Source organism: Neomelitea salexigens DSM 19753 (assembly GCF_000422345.1).
GTDB lineage: Bacteria > Pseudomonadota > Gammaproteobacteria > Pseudomonadales > Spongiibacteraceae > Spongiibacter > Spongiibacter marinus_A.
Map to the genome: position 1 here is coordinate 372718 of NZ_AULP01000001.1, position 14597 is coordinate 387314.

General features: G+C 55.2%; 16 protein-coding genes and 1 tRNA gene. 5 read left to right on the plus strand and 12 right to left on the minus strand.

Going from position 1 to position 14597, the window contains the following annotated elements; genetic code table 11:
* Positions 1-136 precede the first annotated feature (136 nt).
* The 7 genes from H573_RS16635 to ffh form a co-directional block, all read right to left on the minus strand.
* Positions 137-910: a DsbC family protein gene (locus H573_RS16635; RefSeq protein ID WP_036255452.1), complete on the minus strand. Its 774-nt coding sequence runs from the start codon at positions 908-910 to the stop codon at positions 137-139.
* Positions 911-988: 78 nt separating this feature from the next.
* Positions 989-1897, minus strand: a complete 909-nt coding sequence (gene xerD / locus H573_RS0101740; protein WP_027872762.1) for a site-specific tyrosine recombinase XerD — start codon at positions 1895-1897, stop codon at positions 989-991.
* Between the two features lie 110 nt (positions 1898-2007).
* Positions 2008-2370: a 50S ribosomal protein L19 gene (gene rplS / locus H573_RS0101745; RefSeq protein WP_027872763.1), complete on the minus strand. Its 363-nt coding sequence runs from the start codon at positions 2368-2370 to the stop codon at positions 2008-2010.
* Positions 2371-2417: 47 nt separating this feature from the next.
* On the minus strand, positions 2418-3158 hold the full coding sequence (gene trmD / locus H573_RS0101750) for a tRNA (guanosine(37)-N1)-methyltransferase TrmD (RefSeq protein WP_027872764.1): 741 nt from the start codon (positions 3156-3158) through the stop codon (positions 2418-2420).
* 33 nt (positions 3159-3191) lie between these two features.
* Positions 3192-3716, minus strand: a complete 525-nt coding sequence (gene rimM / locus H573_RS0101755) for a ribosome maturation factor RimM (RefSeq protein WP_027872765.1) — start codon at positions 3714-3716, stop codon at positions 3192-3194.
* A gap of 5 nt (positions 3717-3721) precedes the next feature.
* On the minus strand, positions 3722-3970 hold the full coding sequence (rpsP, locus tag H573_RS0101760) for a 30S ribosomal protein S16 (RefSeq protein WP_027872766.1): 249 nt from the start codon (positions 3968-3970) through the stop codon (positions 3722-3724).
* A 235-nt stretch (positions 3971-4205) separates the two neighbouring features.
* A complete protein-coding gene (gene ffh, locus H573_RS0101765; RefSeq protein ID WP_027872767.1) occupies positions 4206-5582 on the minus strand; it encodes a signal recognition particle protein in 1377 nt (458 codons plus the stop codon).
* Between the two features lie 182 nt (positions 5583-5764).
* Between ffh and H573_RS0101770 the strand changes: the two genes are divergently transcribed.
* Positions 5765-6562, plus strand: a complete 798-nt coding sequence (locus H573_RS0101770; protein WP_027872768.1) for a cytochrome C assembly family protein — start codon at positions 5765-5767, stop codon at positions 6560-6562.
* Between the two features lie 81 nt (positions 6563-6643).
* The gene (locus H573_RS0101775) at positions 6644-7918 is read left to right on the plus strand and encodes an HlyC/CorC family transporter (RefSeq protein ID WP_027872769.1); all 1275 of its coding nucleotides are present in this window, start codon (positions 6644-6646) and stop codon (positions 7916-7918) included.
* A 9-nt stretch (positions 7919-7927) separates the two neighbouring features.
* On the opposite strand, the gene H573_RS0101780 is transcribed toward H573_RS0101775, so the two are convergent.
* The 5 genes from H573_RS0101780 to queA are packed head-to-tail and all read right to left on the minus strand — an operon-like array spanning position 7928 to position 11221.
* Entirely contained in the window at positions 7928-8119 is a 192-nt protein-coding gene (locus H573_RS0101780; RefSeq protein WP_027872770.1) for a DUF1289 domain-containing protein, read from the minus strand.
* A complete protein-coding gene (locus tag H573_RS16640) occupies positions 8109-8678 on the minus strand; it encodes a gamma carbonic anhydrase family protein (RefSeq protein WP_051170846.1) in 570 nt (189 codons plus the stop codon). The genes H573_RS0101780 and H573_RS16640 overlap by 11 nt, the downstream gene beginning before the upstream one ends.
* Positions 8679-8696: 18 nt before the next feature.
* Complete coding sequence (locus H573_RS0101790) at positions 8697-9011, minus strand: YqfO family protein (RefSeq protein WP_027872771.1); 315 nt, start codon at positions 9009-9011, stop codon at positions 8697-8699.
* The gene (gene tgt / locus H573_RS0101795; RefSeq protein WP_027872772.1) at positions 9004-10113 is read right to left on the minus strand and encodes a tRNA guanosine(34) transglycosylase Tgt; all 1110 of its coding nucleotides are present in this window, start codon (positions 10111-10113) and stop codon (positions 9004-9006) included. The genes H573_RS0101790 and tgt overlap by 8 nt, the downstream gene beginning before the upstream one ends.
* Positions 10114-10159: 46 nt before the next feature.
* On the minus strand, positions 10160-11221 hold the full coding sequence (queA, locus tag H573_RS0101800) for a tRNA preQ1(34) S-adenosylmethionine ribosyltransferase-isomerase QueA (protein ID WP_027872773.1): 1062 nt from the start codon (positions 11219-11221) through the stop codon (positions 10160-10162).
* Between the two features lie 146 nt (positions 11222-11367).
* On the opposite strand from queA, the gene H573_RS0101805 reads away from it, so the two are divergent.
* The 3 genes from H573_RS0101805 (at position 11368) to H573_RS0101815 (ending at position 14428) form a co-directional block, all read left to right on the plus strand.
* Positions 11368-11454: transfer RNA gene (locus H573_RS0101805), tRNA-Leu, on the plus strand.
* A 281-nt stretch (positions 11455-11735) separates the two neighbouring features.
* Positions 11736-12323 carry a PaaI family thioesterase gene (locus tag H573_RS18745; protein ID WP_051170848.1) on the plus strand — a complete coding sequence of 196 codons (588 nt, stop codon included), beginning with the start codon at positions 11736-11738 and terminating at the stop codon, positions 12321-12323.
* A 47-nt stretch (positions 12324-12370) separates the two neighbouring features.
* The gene (locus H573_RS0101815) at positions 12371-14428 is read left to right on the plus strand and encodes a TonB-dependent receptor (RefSeq protein WP_027872774.1); all 2058 of its coding nucleotides are present in this window, start codon (positions 12371-12373) and stop codon (positions 14426-14428) included.
* The last annotated feature ends 169 nt before the right edge of the window (positions 14429-14597 follow it).

Below are 14597 nucleotides of genomic sequence, written 5' to 3' on the forward strand. Positions count from 1 at the left end.
AACTCAATTATTAGCGCGCCGCACATAAGCGCGGCGCTACGAACTTTCCATTTTATGTCAGGATGGGGGCCTAGCGCCATGCTGAAGCGCCAGAGATCCAAACAGAGCCCCTCTATTCCTACCTTTTGACGACTTCTCAGCGCAGTGCTTGGGGAATCAGCTGGTCAGCCGGGCGGTAGCCGGGAATCAGGGCGCCGTCCTCGGTGACGATCGCCGGTGTCCCAGTCACTCCAAGCTGCTGACCCAATTCGTACTGGCCAATGATCGGCGTTTGGCACTGCTTATTCGCAATGGGGCGACGAGTCTTTAGGGCATCCATCGCTGCGAGGCGGTCATCGGCGCACCAGGCGGACACCATTTTGTTGAATGTTGGCGTGCCAACACCCTGGCGGGGATAGGCAAGATAGCGCACTTCGATACCACTGGCATTCAGGGCAGGCACCTCTTTGTGCAGCTTTTGGCAGAAGCCACAATCCACATCGGTAAATACATACAGCGCGCCTTTTGTTTCCCCTTCCGGGCTAAAGATAATCATATCTTCCCGTGGCACTTTGGAGAGTAAGGCTTTGCGCTGGGGCTGCAAGCGGCGCTCGGCGAGATCCTCAATGCCGTTCGCCGTCAGCTCGTACATTTTACCGGCAACAATATATTTACCGTCGGCGCTTGCATATACCGTCGGCCCATTGGCCATTTCAACGCGATACACCCCGGGCATCTCACTGATTGCAACACTGCTTACCTGCAGGTCTGGGCGAGAACTCTTAAACGCACTGCGAATCGCTTGCTCAGCCGCCTTATCGACAAAGGTCGCGGTCTTGGCAGGCTCGGCGTAGGCCACCCCAAAAAAAGTTGAAGCTGCTATTACTGACGCGAATAGAGCGCGCGAAATCAATACTCGGGGGCTATACATAGTCAACGAAAAATCTCCGTACGGAAGGTGTGAAGGCGGTCATCATATACCATTGAGAACCCAGAGAAAGCGCCAAGTTCAACCGCGCGGGTGATGTGCGCGATGCAAAGCCTGCATTCGCTCTCTGGCAACATGGGTGTATATCTGCGTGGTGCTCAAGTCGCTGTGACCAAGCAGCAGCTGAACAACCCGCAGGTCAGCACCATGATTCACTAGATGTGTGGCAAACGCATGACGCAGCGTATGCGGGGAAATACTAGCGCGAATGCCGGCGCGCTGCGCGTAGAGCTTCACGCGGTGCCAAAACGTTTGCCGAGTCATCATCTGCCCCCGGCGACTGGGGAATACCACATCCGACTCGCCATCCGCCAACAATTGCGGCCGACCGCCACGCAAATACGCCTGCAAGCAGTGCAGAGCCTCTTCCCCCATGGGCACCAGGCGCTCCTTGTTGCCCTTACCGGTGACTCGCACCACGCCCTGCTCCAGGCCTAACTGCGAAAACCGCAGACTCACCAACTCGCTGACTCGCAGGCCAGCGGCATACAGTAGCTCGAGCATTGCCCGGTCACGCTGCTCGATCGCAATATCGTCGTCGGGCTGCGCGAGCAAGGCCTCAACATCAGCCTCACTCAAGGATTTAGGTAGAGGCCTCCCCAACTTGGGCGCTTCAATATTGGCAAGCGGGTCTTCCTGAAGGCGCCCTTCCCGGAGCTGATAACGGTAAAAACCCCGCAGGCAAGAAAGCAAACGTGCGGTACTGCGGGCAGATTTCCCCTTGCCGCGCTGCTCGGCCAAATAATCCAGCGCATCGGCGCGACCACATAGCAGCACGCTACTACCCCGCTGAGCGAGCCAATGGGACCATTGGTGTAGATCGCGGCGGTAAGACTGCAGGCTGTTATCGCTAAGCCCTTTTTCGAGCCACAGCGCGTCAATGTAGCGGTCTATGGTTGGCTGATCCTGATCACTGGCTCGCTGCGCCATGAACTCCTCCTCGATCGTCAGCCAGATTCTATCTCGTCGATGGACGGCGCCACCAGCCAGACACAAAAAAGGCAGCCACTGGCTGCCTTTTCGGAGATGCAAAAACCGTCTTACGACTTGGTTGCCAGCTTCTCTTTGATACGAGCTGAACGACCGCTGCGCTCACGCAGGTAGTACAGTTTAGCTTGGCGAACGTCACCGCGACGCTTAACCTGAATACTATCGATCAGCGTGCTGTAAGTTTGGAAAGTACGCTCAACGCCAACACCGTGAGAGATCTTGCGAACGGTGAAAGAAGAGTTTAACGCGCGGTTTTTCTTGGCGATAACAACACCTTCAAAGGCCTGCAGACGCTCGCGGTTACCTTCTTTAACCTTTACCTGAACGACAACGGTGTCACCGGGGCTGAATTCCGGCAGCTCTTTGGCGGTCTGCTCCGCTTCCAGCTCGGCGATAATTTTGTTGGTGCTCATGGCATGCTCCTGAAATAAAAGTTGGTAGCTTCACAGCTAGCTGTCAATTAGTCGTTACGCTCGCGAAGATACTCCGCCAGCAGTGTGTTTTCCTCGTCGCTCAGCTCTCTCGATTCGAGCAAGTCCGGGCGCCGTACAAACGTTCGACCCAGCGCCTGCTTTAAGCGCCAGCGTCGTATGGCTCCGTGATTGCCGCTAAGCAACACCTCTGGAACCACATCTTCCCCATACACCTCGGGCCGAGTGTAATGTGGGCAATCTAACAACCCCTCTGCGAAGGAGTCCTGCTCCGCCGACTGCTGATGGCCCAACACGCCCGGCAGCAAACGACTCAAGCCGTCTATCATCACCATCGCAGCCAGCTCGCCGCCGCTGATGACATAGTCACCAATAGACCACTCTTCGTCGATCTCACGTTCAATCAAGCGTTCATCAACGCCTTCATAACGCCCGGCTAATAGAATCAACGCACTTTCTTGCGCCAGCTCCTGCAAGCCATTTTGATCTAACTTTCTACCCTGCGGCGACAGATATACCGTCTTAGCCGGCTTGGCAACCGTCTCGCGCGCTGCCTGCAACGCCTTGCTTAACGGTTCTGGCATCATCACCATACCTGGGCCGCCACCGTAGGGGCGATCATCAACCGTTTGGTGGCGATCTTGAGTAAATGACCGCGGGTTGATGCAGCTAAGGTTTAACACACCTTTTTGTACTGCTCGTCCGGTAACACCATAATCGCTGATAGCGCCGAACATTTCGGGGAACAGGGTTACCACTGCGATATCCATCCTGCCCCCATCACGCACCACGTTCACTGCGCGTTAGAACTCCGGGTCCCAATCGACAGTAATCATGCCGCTTTGCAGGTCTATATCCTGCACAAAATCACCCGGCAAGTAAGGGATCAACCGTTCTCGATCGTCGAGGCTTCCCTCACACCGCTGCACCACCATTACATCATTGGCGCCGGTTTCGATCATATGATCCACCACACCCAACAGCTGCCCCGAAGCGATAACCTTCAAACCAACCAGCTGGTGCCAGTAAAACTCATTTTCAGCCAGGCTTGGCAACTGCTCTGCCATAATCCCCAGCTCAAGCCCGCAATACTCTCGAGCCACCTCGCGATCATCGACACCTTTAATATGGGCTACGATGCCCTTACCATGGCGCCGACATTCGTCGAGTTCGATTTTCTGCCACTGACCTTTTTGACGAAGCCGAAGGTCAGAAAAGTCGAGAAAATTCTCAAGCGGGTCGGTAAAGGAATGTATCTTTACCCACCCTTTTACCCCGTATACCGTCGAGATTTTCGCTATGACGACTGGTGAAGACGAGGTAGACACCCAGCTTACTCGGCTGCAGGCGCTTCTTTAATCAGCTTAGCAACGCGGTCAGACAGCTGAGCGCCTTGAGCAACCCAGTGCTCAACGCGAGCAGTGTCTACACGCAGACGCTCTTCGTTACCACGGGCAACAGGGTTAAAGAACCCAACGCGCTCAATGAAACGACCGTCACGTGAAGTGCGGCTGTCAGTGACTGTCAGGTGGTAGAAGGGGCGCTTTTTAGAGCCGCCACGTGCCAAACGAATAGTGACCATTCTTGTATCAGTTCCTAGCTTTTGGGCAGCGGCGTTGACCGCTACTGCGAATTTTTGATCCTGTTAACGACCCGTAGCCGTAAAGGCGCGGAATTATAAGGGAAAGTGTATGCATTTGAAACAGCTGACACACTTTTTTCCCTCTGCGGTGATTATTACCTGACCACACTGCCAGACAGCCACCCTAAAATGCGAGCAAGTATTTGATTATATTACATTTCTTGCCAGCTCTGGACTACATCCCAGGGAAGCGACCACCGCCACCAGGAGGCATCATTCCGCCCATACCGCGCATCATATTAGTCATGCCACCCTTCTGACCCATTTTTTTCATCATCTTCGCCATTTGCTTGTGCTGTTTAAGCAAGCGGTTCAGATCCTGGATCTGGGTGCCGGAACCCGCCACGATACGCTTCTTGCGCGACCCGTTGAGAAGATCCGGGTTGCGTCGTTCGGCTGGCGTCATCGAATTGATGATGGCTTCCATGCGCGTAAACATTTTGGTATCGATCTGGTTTTGCGCCATCTGCGCCATATTGCCCATCCCCGGCAACTTATCCAGCATACCCGTGAGGCCACCCATGTTTTGCATTTGCTGCAACTGGTCGCGAAGGTCTTCAAGATCAAATTTCTTCCCTTTTTTGATCTTTTTCGCCAACTTTTCGGCTTTCTGCTTATCGAGCTTGGCTTCCGCCTCATCGATCAGGGAGAGAATGTCCCCCATTCCCAGAATTCGCGAGGCCACACGATCCGGGTGGAAGGGGTCCAGAGCGTCGGTTTTCTCACCCACCCCCAAAAATTTGATTGGCTTGCCAGTAATGTGTCGAACCGAAAGCGCCGCACCACCCCGACTATCCGCGTCAGCCTTGGTGAGAATAACCCCGGTAAGCGGCAGGGCTTCGCCAAAGGCCTTGGCGGTATTGGCCGCGTCTTGCCCGGTCATGGCGTCAACCACGAACAGCGTTTCCGCAGGCGTAATCGCCGCGTGCAACTCTTGAATCTCTGTCATCATGTCGGTGTCGACGTGCAAACGACCCGCCGTATCGACGATCACCACATCGTAGAAGCGCAGCTTTGCCTCGGCGAGAGCTGCCTTGCCGATATCCACGGCTTTTTGCTCGGTGGTGCTCGGAAAGAAATCGACACCAACATCCCCGGCCAAGGTCTCCAACTGCTTGATGGCCGCCGGACGATAGATATCGGCACTCACGACCAATACTTTCTTCTTCTCTTTTTCCTTTAAGTATTTTGCCAACTTACCAACCGAGGTGGTTTTACCCGCACCCTGCAGGCCCGCCATTAGGATGACTGCCGGCGGCTGAATGGAAAAATCCAAGCCTTCGTTTTTATCGCCCATGATGTGTTCCAGCTCTTGCTGGACGATTTTCACGAACATTTGCCCCGGGCTCAGGCTCTTGCTTACTTCCTGACCCACCGCGCGTTGTCGCACCGCCTCAACAAAGTCCTTCACCACGGGTAGCGCGACATCAGCCTCAAGCAATGCCATGCGCACATCGCGCATCGCATCTTTTATATTGTCGTCGCTAAGGCGAGCCTGACCGGTAACATGGCGCAGGGTTTGCGATAAACGTTCGGTGAGATTTTCAAACATGCCATCAACTCTCTGAAGTCGGAAATGCGCTTGTACTGTAAGCCGTATCGACAGGCTGCAGTGAACACGCTTACAATCAGCCCACGCATAGAACGCAGCGGGCCGACAGAAAGACGCGGAAGTATAACCGAGTCACTGCCCAGACCCAAAACGCAGACAGGGAATCCGGCAAAGCCGAGTACATGAACATTGCAAGCAGCCTGATAGCAGTCCTTCTATACTTCTTCGCCACTGGCGCACAGGTGAGGCGCCTTCGCCTTGGCAACGGCCAACAACTCAGCCGCGGCGCACTGTGCTTCGGTGCCGCGGCCATTGCAGCGCATTTTGTGGCGGCGGTAAGCGCCATTGCCACCCCCATGGGCGCAGATCTGGGGCTATCGCAGCTGTTTTCGCTCCTCACCGGCCTGATTTGCGCGATCACTCTCGGGGCCAGCCTTCGCCGACCGATACACAATCTGCTACTGGCATTGTTCCCCCTCGCCATGCTCGCCATCGCTTTAGAGCTACTTCTACCGGGCCAGCAAGTTGGTGAAAAGCACACCGCAGGCATGTACAGCCACATCATTTTATCGATATTGGCATACAGCATGCTCACCATCGCCGCCGTTCAGGCGCTGGTACTGGCCAGCCAGGACCGCATGCTGCGCCAGCATCAGCTTCGCGGCTTGCCCAGCTTCATGCCGCCACTGCAAACCATGGAGAGCATGTTGTTTGAGCTGGTTGCTGCGAGCTTCCTGCTGCTAACAGCTGCCATTGGCACCGGCGTGGTATTCGTCGATAACCTGCTAGATCAGAACCTTGCCCACAAAACCCTGTTTTCCATCATGGCGTGGCTGCTGCTTGGCGTGCTTATTGGCGGGCGGCTGGCCCTCGGCTGGCGCGGCCGCACAGCGATTCGCTGGACACTGTGGGCCTTCGCCTTCCTGCTACTGGGCTACCTGGGCACAAAAATCGCCCTGAGCTTGATTGCCAGCCCCTAACTTATGAGCCTGGCGGCTTGTGCTGCAGGCGGTTTTTCTTCAAGATTGGCACTGATTTTTTTCTCGGGAGTTTAGGGCTTTTTGAACGAGGCACCGCTGGGTCTTTTATTTGGAATATTGGCCGCGCTGATCTTCTTTTCTGGTTTCTTCTCCGGTTCTGAAACCGGAATGATGTCCCTGAACCGCTACCGCCTGCGCCACAAAGTGAAAACTGGCCACCGCGGTGCCCGGCGCGCTGCGCGCTTGCTGGAAAAACCCGACAGCCTGATCAGCACAATATTGATCGGCAACAACCTCATCAACAATCTCGCCGCCGCGCTCGCCACCGTACTCGCGATTCGTCTCTATGGCGACAACGCCGTTGTTCCCGCGTCTATTTTACTGACACTAGTCTTCCTGATTTTTGCCGAGATCATCCCCAAGACCATTGCCGCGTATAAATCTGAGATGGTGGCCTATACCGTCAGCCATATCTTGCTGCCGCTGCGCAGCCTACTGTTCCCGGTAATCTGGTTAGTTAGCCATATCACCCATATGGTGCTGCGCATGACCGGTGTTGAGAAGAATGACGGCAGCGAACACATCGGCATGGAGGAGCTGCGGACCATCGTCGGCGATGCCGGCCACCTGATTCCCAAACACCACCGCGGCATGCTCCTGAATATATTGGACCTAGAGCTCATCACCGTGGACGACATTATGATCCCGCGCAATGAGGTCTACGGCATTGATATTGAAGCCGACACGACGGCCATCATCGAAAAGCTGCGCGACGCTGAGTTTACCCGCATTCCGGTATACCAAAACGACATTGATAATGTTGTCGGCATTCTCCATCAACGGGACATTATTAACAGCGTTGATGAGCACGGCAAAGTACAGCGCGACCGCCTGCTACGCGCCCTTCGAGCCCCCTACTTCATTCCGGAAGGCACCCCCCTGCACACCCAGCTATTTAACTTTCAAAAACAAAAGCGACGCATGGGCATTGTTGTCGATGAGTACGGCGTGATGCAGGGTATCGTCACGCTAGAGGATTTGCTTGAAGAGATTGTCGGCGAGTTCACGTCTAACCTCAGCACTGACACCGACGACATCACCCACCAAAGCGATGGCACATTTGTGATCGACGGCACCACCACCGTGCGGGACATTAATAAAACCCTTAAGTGGGAGCTGCCCACCGACGGACCTAAAACACTGAACGGCCTGCTATTGGAAACACTGGAGAGCTTTCCAGAGGCCATGGTGGGCGTTACGGTTGAAGGCTACTGTTTTGAAATTATGGAAATGAAAGGCAACCTGATCCAGTTGGTAAGAGCCTACCCGAAAGGTCGCAACCGTCGGCGCGTATAGCGCCGACAATTAGCCGTAGCGTTCCTTGCAACGCGCATTGGCCATACGAACAATCTCTCGGCGCTGCGCATCATTTACCGACGACCACTCACGAATTTCTTCTACTGTTCGGTAACAACCCAGACAGACATCTTGCTCATCCAGCGCGCACACCGAGACACAGGGCGACTTGACTGGGGTTTCTAATGGTTCAGAACTCATCGTTAAATTCCTCGCCATCACACTTTGCCGACGCAAGGCTCTGGGGACGCAAATCGCTGAGAAAACGCTGACCATTCTCCACATAATGCTGAGCCGAGAGCGCCAGGGTTGCCTGCTCCACGTCGCTCAGTGCGCGCTTAACCTTAGCCGGCATTCCCATCACGAGCGAACCGTCGGGTATTTCCATACCCTCTGTCACCAGCGCATTGGCACCAATCAGGCAGTTTTTTCCGACTTTGGCGCCGTTGAGAACCACTGCATTCATGCCGATTAAACTGCCATCACCAATCGTGCAGCCGTGCAACATGACCTTGTGCCCCACCGTCACATCCTTGCCAATATTCATTGGAAAACCGTGGTCGGTGTGCAGAATACTGCCATCTTGAATATTGCTGCCAGCACCAATGCGAATCTGTTCGGTGTCACCGCGGATCACCACATTGAACCAAATACTTACATTTTGGCTCAGCACAACGTCGCCAATCAGCGATGTATTGTCCGCCACAAAGTGACCATCACCGAGCATTTTGACTCGACGGTCACCCAGTTCATACAACATAACTACTCTCTCGGCCCACTACAGGCCATCCACTGTTTCGGTTACATCAAAGGCCGGCTCTTCGTAAGGGTGGGCACGTCGCAAGGCGTGAACCACATTTTTAAGCGCCGAGGCCTCGCACACCATTTCTACGCGATATTCGGGTACCACCTCTAATTCCCCCGACTCGCCGATATACGGCTGGGCAGCGCTACTGGGCTTGAATTGACCATAGCCCAGCGTCTGCCAACAGCAGTGTTCATACTCGCCCTGGCGCCCCGCACCGGCAGCGAAAACCGCGTCTTTCACCGCCTCCAAATGCGAGACGGGGACAAAAAACACCAGCTTATACATCCGCCCTACCATCCTGACTTGCGTAGAATTCCTCGGCAAACTCGGCCAAGCGGCCCTGCTCTATTGCCTGGCGAATTGCCGCCATATGGTTTTGATAGTACCGCAGGTTATGAATGGTGTTGAGCTGGGCGCCCAATATTTCCCGGCATTTATCCAAATGATGCAGGTAGGCTCGGGAAAAATTTTGGCAGGTATAGCAGTCACAATTCGCATCGAGCGGCTGGTCGCTGTGGCGATGAACCGCGTTGCGAATCTTAATGACTCCCGTTGAAGTGAACAGGTGGCCATTGCGGGCATTGCGGGTTGGCATCACACAGTCAAACATGTCGACACCGCGCATCACGGCTTCAAGAATGTCAGAGGGCTTGCCAACGCCCATCAGGTAGCGGGGCTGCTGCTCTGGCAGATGATCCGCTAGACCATCCAGAACTTTGAGCATTTCCTCTTTGGGCTCGCCAACCGACAGCCCGCCGATGGCATAGCCATCAAAGCCAATGTCCTGAAGACCCGCCAGGGATTCGCGGCGCAACTCGGGGTACATGCCACCCTGGATGATCCCAAATAAGGCGGCATCATTGCCTTCGTGGGCGCTTTTACTGCGCTCTGCCCAACGCAATGACAGCTCCATAGAGCTGCGCGCTTCTGCCTCTGTTGCAGGGTACGGCGTGCACTCATCGAAGATCATAACGATATCGGAGCCCAACTCGCGCTGCACTTCCATTGAGCGCTCCGGGTCCATGTACACCTTGCTACCGTCGACCGGCGACTGAAAAGACACGCCCTCTTCACTAATTTTGCGCAGCTTGCCCAAACTCCATACCTGAAAGCCCCCCGAGTCAGTCAGTATCGGCCCTTCCCAGCCAATAAAGTCATGCAGATCACCGTGGGCTTTCACCACCTCTGTACCGGGGCGAAGCATTAAGTGAAAGGTATTGCCCAGTATGATTTCCGCACCGATCTCGTGGATATCCCGCGGCAGCATTCCTTTTACCGTGCCGTAGGTACCTACCGGCATAAAGGCAGGCGTTTGCACCTTGCCGCGCGGAAAGCTTAATTCGCCGCGTCGCGCCAGGCCGTCTTGGGCACTGCGACTGAACTGCATTCGGCAATCATCACGACTGCTGCCAGTATCAGAGGGAGAAGAGGCATCAGTCATTTATGGACTCCTGCTGCAAAGTGGGGAAAACCAGCATGGCATCACCATAACTGAAAAAACGATAACGCTCGGCCACCGCTTCGCGGTAGGCCGCCATTACCGGCGCCTGACCAGCTAGGGCGCTGACCAGCATGATGAGCGTGGACTCCGGGAGGTGGAAGTTGGTAAACAAGGCGTCCACGCTCTTAAACTGATAGCCAGGGTAGATAAAAATTCGACTATCACCGGAAAATGCCGCAATTTCGCCACTCTGGGAAGCGCTCTCTAAGCTGCGCACACTGGTGGTGCCCACGGCGACCACACGCCCGCCACGAGCGCGAGTTGCCCTGACCTGCTGGGCGACGGCGGCCGACACTTCAATATACTCGGCGTGCATCTCGTGATCGCGAATATCATCTGCGCGCACCGGCTGAAAGGTTCCCGCCCCGACATGCAGCGTCACAAAGGCTTGTTCAACGCCCTTTGCCTTACATGCCGCGAGAAAGTCCTCGGTAAAATGCAGGCCCGCCGTCGGCGCGGCTACCGCACCATCGCGTTTGGCATACACCGTTTGGTAGCGCTGCTGATCCTCTGCGTCGTCCGCGCGGTCGATATAGGGCGGCAACGGCATGTGGCCATAGGTATTTAGTTGCTCTAACAACGGCGCATCAAAGCGCAGTTCAAACAGAGCGCCTTGGCGGCCAAGCACCTCAACCGCATCACTGCCAACTGGCGCCTCCGCATCCCCAGCCAGGAACAAGCGGCTACCCGCCTTCGGCGATTTGCTCGCCCGTATATGGGCCAGGGCATGGTGTTCATCGATCAGGCGCTCGATCAATATCTCAATGCGCCCACCTGATTCCTTTGCGCCAAATAGCCGCGCGGGAATCACTCTGGTGTCGTTAAATACCAGCAAATCCCCCTCGCGCAGATAGTCGAGTAAATCAGGAAACTGCCGGTGCTCGAGCCTGCCGTCACCCTGTAACACCAACAGGCGACTCCCGTCGCGCTGCTGGGCAGGATAACGCGCAATCAGTTCATCAGGCAGATCAAAATAAAAGTCGCGGCGCTGCATACTCTCGATCACTAAAAATAAAGGCCGCAAGATTAACGGAAATCGCTTTCGGACTCCATTCATCGACATTTAGAGGGAAAACAGCAATTTTTTTAGCCGATGGATTGACCGATTAAACAAGGCTGCTATAATCCCGCCTCCTCAATGCCAGAGTGATGAAATTGGTAGACATGAGGGATTCAAAATCCCTTGCCTTCACGGGCGTGCCGGTTCGAGTCCGGCCTCTGGTACCATCTTTTCTTTGTAGACACCTTTACTGTTCAAACGCTTTCCCTGACCACTAAATACGCGTCACCACTGTGCGCTATAGAAATTGCACGCTGCAGTAAAAACCCAGTTATCGCCGATAAATATCCGATACCAACACCTTACCGCCAACTCTCGCTGCCCCCCCCCACTTATAAAACACTAAGAACCGGCACACTCTCATAACCAAGCCTTTGCAGCACAGCCTCCTCCTATTACACTGCGGCTCTCGTTTTATTTAGTCATTACAATAAGGAACGACGGACACATGTCGGCCAATACTGCCTCATCGCAATTGCTTCGCCTCAGTCGGGCGTTACAGGAAAGTCTAGAACTCAGCATTGACGTTAACGCCGATGCGGAGCGGCTCGCTGAACTTGCCAGCCAGATTGAAGCACTGAACGATCAGCTCAGCGCTCACCAGGGCGAGAAGATCATGCCCTATTTCAATATGGAGTTTGGTGACGAGCTACGCGAAGCCCTCCCCTACGGCCCCGCCACCGGCCGCTACAATGCCTACTCGCCCGATATGGAAGTTAGAGTAGAGAATGACCGCGTGGTCAGTGATATCTGCTTCGGTAAACGCCACGAAGGCCCGCCAAATAGCGTGCACGGCGGCGTGACGAGCCTGGTTTTCGACCAATTGCTGGCCTTTGCCTGCCTGCGCAATGGCACCCCGGGCTATACCGCATCGCTGAAGGTTAATTACCGGCGCCCTGTCCCACTATACAAAACGCTGCGCTTCGACACGTGGCTGGAAGATATCGGTGAGCGCAAAATTATCGCCCACGGTGAGTGCCACGATGGCGACGACGTACTTGCCTCGTCTGAAGGCTTGTTTATCCGAATCGTGTAATATTCACCCTGCCACTAGCCACCCTGACACTAACGGGATCGAACCGAATGAATCTTGTAAGACTGCGCCCACTAAGCCTACTGCTGGCGGGCATGAGCCCTCTACTCTGGGCGGATCAGGCACCAAGTACCAGCACGACGATGGAGCAAGTGTCCGTTACGGCTAGCCGAACCGAGCGCGACCCGCAGGATTTAAGCGTTGTTATCAGCGTGATAGACCAAGACAGCCTCGACCGAATCGGCCATACCCACATTAGCGAGCTACTGAGCCGTGCGCCGGGGGTGTGGATAAGCCGCGGCAATGGTCAGGAACACCTCACCGCGATTCGCTCCGGGGTGCTCACAGGCGCGGGGAGTTGTGGTGCGTTCTACTTCGCTGAAGACGGTATCCCGCTGCGCGGCCCGGGCTTCTGCAACGTCAACCAACTTTTTGATGTAAACAGCGAACAAGCGGCCCGCATTGAAGTGATTCGCGGCCCCGGTACCGCCGTGCACGGCAGCAACGCCCTCAATGGCGTTATCAACATTGTCAGCCGCGCACCAAGCGAAACACCAGAAACGCAGATCGCCGCGGAAGGCGGCCCCAATGACTATGGCCGCCTCAAGTTTAGCCATAGCAACACCGTGGGCAAACACGGCTATCGCATTAGCGCGCACGGCAGCAGCGATGGCGGTTATAAAGAGGATTCTGGCTATAACCAGCAAAAGCTGTCGCTACGCCACAACTACAACGGCGCAGCCTGGTCGGTGCAGTCGCTGCTATCTGCAGCAAACTTGCAACAAGAAACCGCGGGATACGTGCTCGGCAAAGACGCCTACAAAGACGACAGCCGCAAGCGTGAAAACCCCAACCCCGACGCTTACCGCAATAGCAAAAATGTGCGCTTTTACAGCCGTTTTGAACGCGATGGCACTCAGGACAGCCACTTTGTTGTCACGCCGTATCTGCGCTACACCGATATGAGCTTTCTGCAGCATTTTCTTCCCGGCACCCCGCTTGAAGAAAATGGCGAGCGCAGCGTTGGTGTGCAAACCGCGTTCTACCAGCAAAGCAGCGACAAGCTTACCCTGCACAACGGCTTTGACATGGAACTGAGCCAAGCCTACCTGGAGCAGCAGCAGGACAGCGCCGGCTTTGGCCCCTTCCCCCAGGGAAAACACTACGACTACGAGGTAGATGCCCGCTACTTCGCCTGGTTTGTTGGCGGTGACTACGAGATAAATGATACAACTCGCCTGAACTTCGGCGGGCGTTACGATATTCAGTTTTACGACTACGATAACCGCATGATTAGCGGCAACACCGCCGACGATGGCACTCCCTGCACAACGGGCAATGGTGCCTGCCGCTACGCGCGACCAGACGACCAAAGCGAGCGTTTTCGAAATTGGTCTTTCCACGGCGGGGTGGTCCACCAGTTAAATGCCCATCACAGTTTTACCGCCAACCTCGCCCACGGTTTTCGGGCGCCTCAGGCCAGTGAACTCTATCGCCTGCAGAATCAGCAGCTCACATCTAAATTGGAGGAGGAGCTGTTGAATAGTGCAGAGATCGGGCTGCGCGGCGAGTGGCAGGATTTCAGCTATCGAAGTGCGGTGTATTGGCTGCAAAAAGACGACGTCATTATTCAAGACAGCAACCGCCAGAATATAAACGGCGGGCGCACAGAAAGCCGCGGCTTGGAGCTTGAAGTGAACTGGGCGCTCACCGAGCAGCTGCTTTGGCGCTTGCAAGGCAGCTACGGCAAGCACCAGTACGACAACGATGCACTGACCAAAGCCGGTAACGAACTCGACACTGCCCCACGCCAGCTCGCCAGCACACAACTCATCTGGCAGGCGACCCCAAGCACGGTGCTCAGCCTTGAAGCTGTGCACCAGAGTGAGTACTTCCTTGAAGCCGACAACCGCTTCCGCTACCCCGGGCATACACTGCTTCATGCTCGCTGGGTGCAGCACTACGGTGAGCACGTCTACAGCGTGGTGCGGGTAAACAACATCGAGGATATCGACTACGCAGAGCGCGCCGACTATGCGTTTGGCAATTACCGTTACTTTATTGGCGAGCCCCGCAGCGTCTTTGTTGAGCTTGGCGTCAATTTCTAACCCCTCTAGCCTAGGCAGGGGCCTGCCCTGCCTAGGTATAACTCCATAGCTACGCTGTGACTTACCCAAACACAGCGAGACCCAGGTCACCTTCCCGCGCTTCCCGTATTTTCTCTGTTCGGCAATTTCGCAATAGTCAGTAACCAGCGACACCGCGAATTCGGAGAGC